Raw genomic sequence first — 5886 nt, forward strand, 5'->3', positions numbered from 1 at the left:
ACCACTTCGGCCCACGGCACGAAACCGAGCTTGCGCGACACCAGCGCTTCAGCCTGCTCGCGCTGGTAATCGGTCAGGCCGTCCCACTTGTTGATCGCCACCACCAGCGCACGACCGGCATCGAGCACCGCGCCCAGAACGCTGGCGTCCTGGTCGGTGACGCCTTCGGACGCGTCCAGCATCAGCACGGCCACCTGGCACTRCTCGATGGCCTGCAGCGTCTTGATCACGCTGAACTTCTCAACCACTTCCTCCACCCGCGCCTTGCGACGCAGGCCGGCCGTGTCGATCAGGCGGTATTCGCGACCGTCGCGCTCCATGTCCACCGAGATCGAATCACGGGTGGTACCGGGCACTTCGGAGGCGATCATGCGCTCTTCGCCGAGCAGCAGATTGACCAGCGTCGACTTGCCCACGTTGGGGCGGCCGACGAAGGCAATACGCACGCGGTCCGGATCGTTGTCGAGGGTTTCGGTGGTGCCTTCTTCCGGCAACCGCTCCACCACTTCGTCCAGCAGATCGTCCAGACCCTGGCGGTGGGCGGCCGACACGGTCAGCATTTCGGCGAAGCCGTAGCGGGCGAACTCCGAACGCACGGTATCTTCGTTCATGCCGTCGATCTTGTTGATCAACAGCACGGTCGGGCGCGCCAGCTTGCGCAGCCAGGAGAGGATCTCGTCGTCCATCGGGCCCTCACGGGCGTCGACCACGAACAGGATCAGATCCGCCTCGGCGGCGGCGGCGCGGGCCTGGCGGGCGGTAGCACCGGCCAGACCTTCTTCTTCACCGGCGATACCGCCGGTATCGACCACCAGGAACGGGTGGTCTTCGTTAAGACGACAAACACCGTAATTACGGTCCCGGGTCACGCCGGGCTGGTCATGGACCAGCGCGTCGCGCGTACGGGTAAACGCATTGAACAGCGTGGACTTGCCGACATTCGGCCGTCCAACCAGGGCGACCAAGGGCAGCATCGCGGTAACTCCTTATTGTGCCAACCGGAATGCGGTCAGCTTTCCATCAACGTTCTGCACCAGCAGAATCCCATCGGCGGCTACCGGTTGCGCCAGCAGGGCGTCGCCGCCACTTTTGGCGCGAGCTGCGAACTCGCCATTGTCGGTCCGCAACCAGTGCAGATACCCCTTGTAGTCGCCGACCACGATATAGTCGCCCTGCAGTGCCGGACCGGTCAGCGAGCGCCGGGCCAGGCCGGTCTGCGACCACATCGCGGTGCCACTGTTCTTGTCCAGGCCGAACACGCCGCCCTTGTTGTCGGTGACGAACACATTGCCCGAGGTCAGGGCCACGCCACCGGCGCCACCATGGTCACGGGTCCACAGCGGACGGCCGGTCGGGCCTTCGATCGCCATGGTCTGGCTCTTGAAGCTGCTCACGAACAGCGTATTGCCTTCCAGCACCGGGGCGCCGTCCACGTCGGACATGCGCTCCAGCTCGGTGCGGCCTTCACCGTTGGCGACCATCTGGTCCCACACGGTGCGGCCGTCGGTCATCGCCAGCGCAGACACGCTGCCGTCGTCGTTGCCGATGAACAGCACGCCCGGGCCGGCCACCACCGCCGCATTGCCACGCACGGTCAGTGCCGGCAGCTCGCGCGGGTTGAACCAACGCTGGGTGCCGTTGCCGGCGTCCAGCGCGGTCACGCGACCGTCGTTGCTGCGGACGAACACCATGCCCTGGCCAACGGCCGGGGCGGAAATCACTTCGCCGGTCACCTTGCCACGCCACTTTTCGGTGCCGTCGTTGGCATCGAGGGCGATCACCTGGCCATCAAGCGTACCGATCACCACCAGGCCTTCGCCGACGCCGGGACCACCGGACAGGCGCAGCTTGGGCTTCTTCTTTTCCTTGGCCGGCTCCCAGGTCCAGACCTTCTTGCCGGTCTGCAGGTCGATGGCGTGCACGCCACCGTAGAYCGCCGCCGCATACACGCGGCCATCGGCCACGGCCGGGCCCTGGCGCACGCCGATGCGCTTCTCGCCCTTGCCGACGTTGACGCTCCAGAGCTTGTCGACCTTGACGGTCGGCTCGAACTTCACCAGTTCCGCCGGCTCGAGGGCCTTCTTGGCGGCCGCGTCCTTACCGGCGAACCACCCCTTGACGGTGGTGCAGCCGGACAACGCCACGCCCAACAGGACCAGGGTGGCAACGCGCTTGATCATGACCATCTGCTTCATTACACCGACTCCGCAGCATCGGTGACGTTGCCACCGGCATCCGTCACTTTGGTTTCAAGCAGACGCCGCTGCGGCGCTGCCACGTCCAGCGTCTTGAGCGCCTTCTCATACTGTTGCCGGGCAGCATCACGCTTGCCCTGCGCCATCAACACGTCGCCATGGATTTCCAGGCTGGCGCTGTCGGTGGCGTCGCCGAGCGCCTTGAGCGCCTCGTCATGCTTGCCGGTGGCCAGCAGCAGGCGCGCGATGCGCTGCTCGATGACCGGCTGGAACTCCGGGTCGGCCTTGATCGCGCGCAGGGTCGCCAGCGCGTCATCATTCTTGCCGGCTTCGACCTGGGCCTTGGCCAGCTGCAGCGCAGCCAGGTCCGAATAGATGTTGGCCTTGCCGTCGTCGAGCGCCTTCACGCCCTTGGCCGCTTCCGCCAGGTTCTTGTCCTGCAGGTGCTTGAGCACCGCCTGGTACTGGACATTGGCACCAGCAAGCGAGTTGCTGTGCTCCTTCTGCCACCACTGCCAACCGGCGATGCCGCCGATCGCGATCGCCACACCGGCGAGGATGCTGACACCGTTCTTCCGCAGCCAGCCGCGGACGCGTTCACTTTGTTCGTGCTCGTCGAGCAGGTCGTCGATCGCCATGCGTACTCTCGCCCCGCCTGTGAAGGAGGAGCTGTTTGAATTGGATTGGGAAACGCGGCTCAGTGCGGAACTGGGGCCACGGAGCCGTCAGAGGATACCGTAAAGCGTGCCACGTTGGCTCGCTGGTAGGGCGAAAGGTCGACGATAGTGCCGGCCTGCTGAACCTCGACCGCCGACGCGTTGCCGAGCGTCATGCGCCCGACCTGGCCGGGGCTGAAGCTGCGGGTGTCGCCGGACTTGATCAGGGCCTTTTCGACGGTACTGCCGTCCGGGGCGGCGATGTCCACCCAACTGTCGCCCTTGAACTGCAGGCTGAGCGCACCGGTCGGTGCCGTCGCGGCGGTGGCCGGGCGCGGCACGGGTGTCAACGAGGCCAGGTAAGGCGCCGACGGCGCGGCCGGGGTAGCCACGATCGGAGCCGCGTCCGGGTGGACCGACTCGGCCGGGGCCGGACTGCCGCTCATCGGAACCGCTGCCGGTACAACGTCCAGCGAGGCGGTACTGGGCGCGGCGGCGCTGCCATCGAAATGACCACGGGTGGCAAACCACACCGGCACCGCCAGCACGGCGGTGATACCGACATACAGCACCCGGCGGCCGAGACTCTCGGCGATGCGGCGCGCCCGCGGGGTGTGCGTATGGCTGACCAGCTGCGGCGGGACCACCGGCCCGATCCGGGCCTGTTCCAGCACGTCGCCCAGGTCGACCTTGAGCAGCCGCGCGTAACTGCGCAGCTGGCCGCGCACGAACACCGGCGCGCCGAGGCGCTGCCACTGCTCTTCTTCAAGCGATTTCACGACCTGCATCGGCATGTGCAACTGCTGCCCCACTGCTTCGAGCGTCAGTCCTGCCGCTTCCCGCGCCTGCCGGAGACGAGCTCCACAGCCGGCGGCGGTATCAAAAGCGTTCACAGTCTGGTCATCAATCACAATGCTTCAACCCCGGGGATTAGGTGCCGCATCCTGCGGAAATTCGTTGCGAATTCGCTGCAGATAGCGACCGGATGCCACGTCGTCGCCGAGCTGCGCCTCGATTTGAGACGCAAGTTGTAACACGGAACGTGTGGCCGGTGCAGCCGCGAGACGACGTTGCGAGAAGGCCCGGGCCTCGAAATACCGGCCTTGGGCGAACTCGCTGCGAGCCATCGACTCGAGGGCATAGGCGTTGGTCGGGTCCAGTTCGATGGCGCGGCGCAGGTCGCGGGCGGCCCGTTCGGACTGCCCCGCATCGAGCGCGCAGCCACCGGCATTGGCCAGCGCCGAGCCCGGCGTGGCGTAGCCGGGGGCCGCCATGGCGCGGTCGAACCAGACCAGCGATTCGGCGGCCTGGCCATGCGTACATAGCCAGGCGCCATAGTTGTTGAGTGCATCGCCCTGCCCCGGCGCCACGTCGACGGCCTTGCGGTACAGGGTGCCGGCCTCGGTGTCGGCACCGCGCTGGCTGGCGATGTTGGCCAGCAGCAGGTACGCGTCCGGGCGGCTGCCATCGATCTTCACCGCCGCGCGCGCCTTCTTTTCCGCCGCCTGGGCCTGGCCGGCGCGGAACGCTTCGGTGGCCAGGGTCATCTGGTCCTGGTAACCGACCCGCTGCCGGATCGACGCGTTGTCGCGGACCTCGTACACCGGCGCGACCGCCAAATTCCCGGTGGGCGGCCTGATACCTTGTTTACCGCAGCCGACCAATGCCAGCGCGATGAAAACAACGGCTGGCAATCGGATTTCAGGCAGCGGCATCCCGGCTCTTCCCTTCCTGCAATGTCTTGTTGAACTCGGCCTGGCGACGCGTGCGATCCAGCACCTGGCCCTTGAGCTGGCCACAGGCGGCATCGATGTCGTCGCCACGGGTGCGTCGCACCATGGTGAGCACCTGCGCATCCAGCAGGATCTTCTGGAACGCGCGGATTTCGGTATCGCCGGAACGCTCGTAGCGCGTGCCCGGGAACGGATTGAACGGAATCAGGTTGACCTTGCCTGCGTGCGAGGCCTGCACGGCGTTGTCGAACTGGCGCATCAGCCGCGCCAACTGCCGGGCATGCTCGGGCTGGTCGTTGATGCCCTTCATCAGGGTGTATTCGAAGGTGACCGATTCGCGGCGCTTGTTGGCGCGCAGGTAGCGCGCGCACGAGGCCATCAGCTCGGCGATCGGGTACTTCTTGTTCAGCGGGACCAGCGTCTCGCGCAGCGCATCGTTGGCCGCGTGCAGCGACACCGCCAGAGACACATCGCTTTCCGCCGACAGCCGATCGATCTGCGGCACCAGGCCGGAGGTCGACAGGGTCACGCGCTTGTTGGCCAGGCCGTAGCCCAGGTCGTCGCGCATCACGCTCATGGCGCGCACGACGTTGTCGAAATTCATCAACGGCTCGCCCATGCCCATCATCACCACATTGGTGAGACGACGCTGCTTGTGCGGGATGTTGCCCAGATGACGCGCGGCCACCCACACCTGCCCGATGATTTCGGCGGTGGAGAGGTTGCGGTTGAAGCCCTGGGTGGCGGTCGAACAGAACGTGCAGTTCAGCGCGCAGCCGACCTGCGAGGACACGCACAGCGTGCCGCGGTTCTTGTCCGGGATGTAGACCGCTTCGATGGCGTTCTTGCCATCGCTGCCCATCGCCAGCAGCCACTTGTGGGTGCCGTCGGCGGAGGGTTTGTCGAACACGATGTTCGGGACCAGGACCTCGGCATGCTGCTTGAGCTTGGCGCGCAGCGCCTTGCCCAGGTCGGTCATCTCATCGAAATCGGTGACGTAGTGGTGGTGGATCCACTTCATCACCTGATGGGCGCGGTAGCGCGCTTCGCCGAGCGTGTCGGCGAAGAAGCGCTCCAGACCCTCGCGATCGAGGTCGAGCAGGTTCTGCTTGGCCACCGGCATGCTCGGGACGAGCACGACGGGGATGGCGGTTGGCTGTACGACCTCGTTCACGGCATCACTCTCAGCGCGAGACGACTTCGGTCGCGGCAAAGAAGTAGGCGATTTCGATCGCGGCGTTCTCGACCGAGTCCGAGCCGTGGGCGGCATTGGCATCGATGGATTCGGCGAAGTCGGCGCGG

7 protein-coding genes are annotated in these 5886 nt (G+C 66.2%); all 7 read right to left on the bottom strand.

Annotated elements, in window-relative coordinates:
• Positions 1 to 974, bottom strand: a 974-nt coding sequence (gene der / locus AC1DQP_RS15035; RefSeq protein WP_478051912.1) for a ribosome biogenesis GTPase Der, incomplete at its 3' end; no start/stop codon positions are given.
• A gap of 12 nt (positions 975 to 986) precedes the next feature.
• Positions 987 to 2195 carry an outer membrane protein assembly factor BamB gene (gene bamB, locus AC1DQP_RS15040; RefSeq protein ID WP_478051913.1) on the bottom strand — a complete coding sequence of 403 codons (1209 nt, stop codon included), beginning with the start codon at positions 2193 to 2195 and terminating at the stop codon, positions 987 to 989.
• Positions 2195 to 2833 carry a YfgM family protein gene (locus tag AC1DQP_RS15045; RefSeq protein ID WP_457318649.1) on the bottom strand — a complete coding sequence of 213 codons (639 nt, stop codon included), beginning with the start codon at positions 2831 to 2833 and terminating at the stop codon, positions 2195 to 2197. Before AC1DQP_RS15045 ends, bamB begins: the two co-directional genes overlap by 1 nt.
• Positions 2834 to 2892: 59 nt before the next feature.
• Positions 2893 to 3762 carry a helix-turn-helix domain-containing protein gene (locus AC1DQP_RS15050; protein ID WP_457318648.1) on the bottom strand — a complete coding sequence of 290 codons (870 nt, stop codon included), beginning with the start codon at positions 3760 to 3762 and terminating at the stop codon, positions 2893 to 2895.
• Positions 3763 to 3768: 6 nt separating this feature from the next.
• Positions 3769 to 4566: a type IV pilus biogenesis/stability protein PilW gene (pilW, locus tag AC1DQP_RS15055; RefSeq protein ID WP_457318647.1), complete on the bottom strand. Its 798-nt coding sequence runs from the start codon at positions 4564 to 4566 to the stop codon at positions 3769 to 3771.
• On the bottom strand, positions 4553 to 5758 hold the full coding sequence (gene rlmN, locus AC1DQP_RS15060; RefSeq protein ID WP_478051914.1) for a dual-specificity RNA methyltransferase RlmN: 1206 nt from the start codon (positions 5756 to 5758) through the stop codon (positions 4553 to 4555). The genes pilW and rlmN overlap by 14 nt, the downstream gene beginning before the upstream one ends.
• A 10-nt stretch (positions 5759 to 5768) precedes the next feature.
• Positions 5769 to 5886 (bottom strand): nucleoside-diphosphate kinase (locus AC1DQP_RS15065; protein ID WP_478051915.1); only part of this gene is annotated, 118 nt, incomplete at its 5' end.

The sequence above is a fragment of the Stenotrophomonas sp. P5_A8 genome (assembly GCF_056400545.1).

Coding starts and splice junctions, on each gene's coding strand:
- AC1DQP_RS15045 (WP_457318649.1), bottom strand. CDS start 2,833: ATGGCGATCGACGACCTGCTCGACGAGCACGAACAAAGTGAACGCGTC.
- pilW (WP_457318647.1), bottom strand. CDS start 4,566: ATGCCGCTGCCTGAAATCCGATTGCCAGCCGTTGTTTTCATCGCGCTG.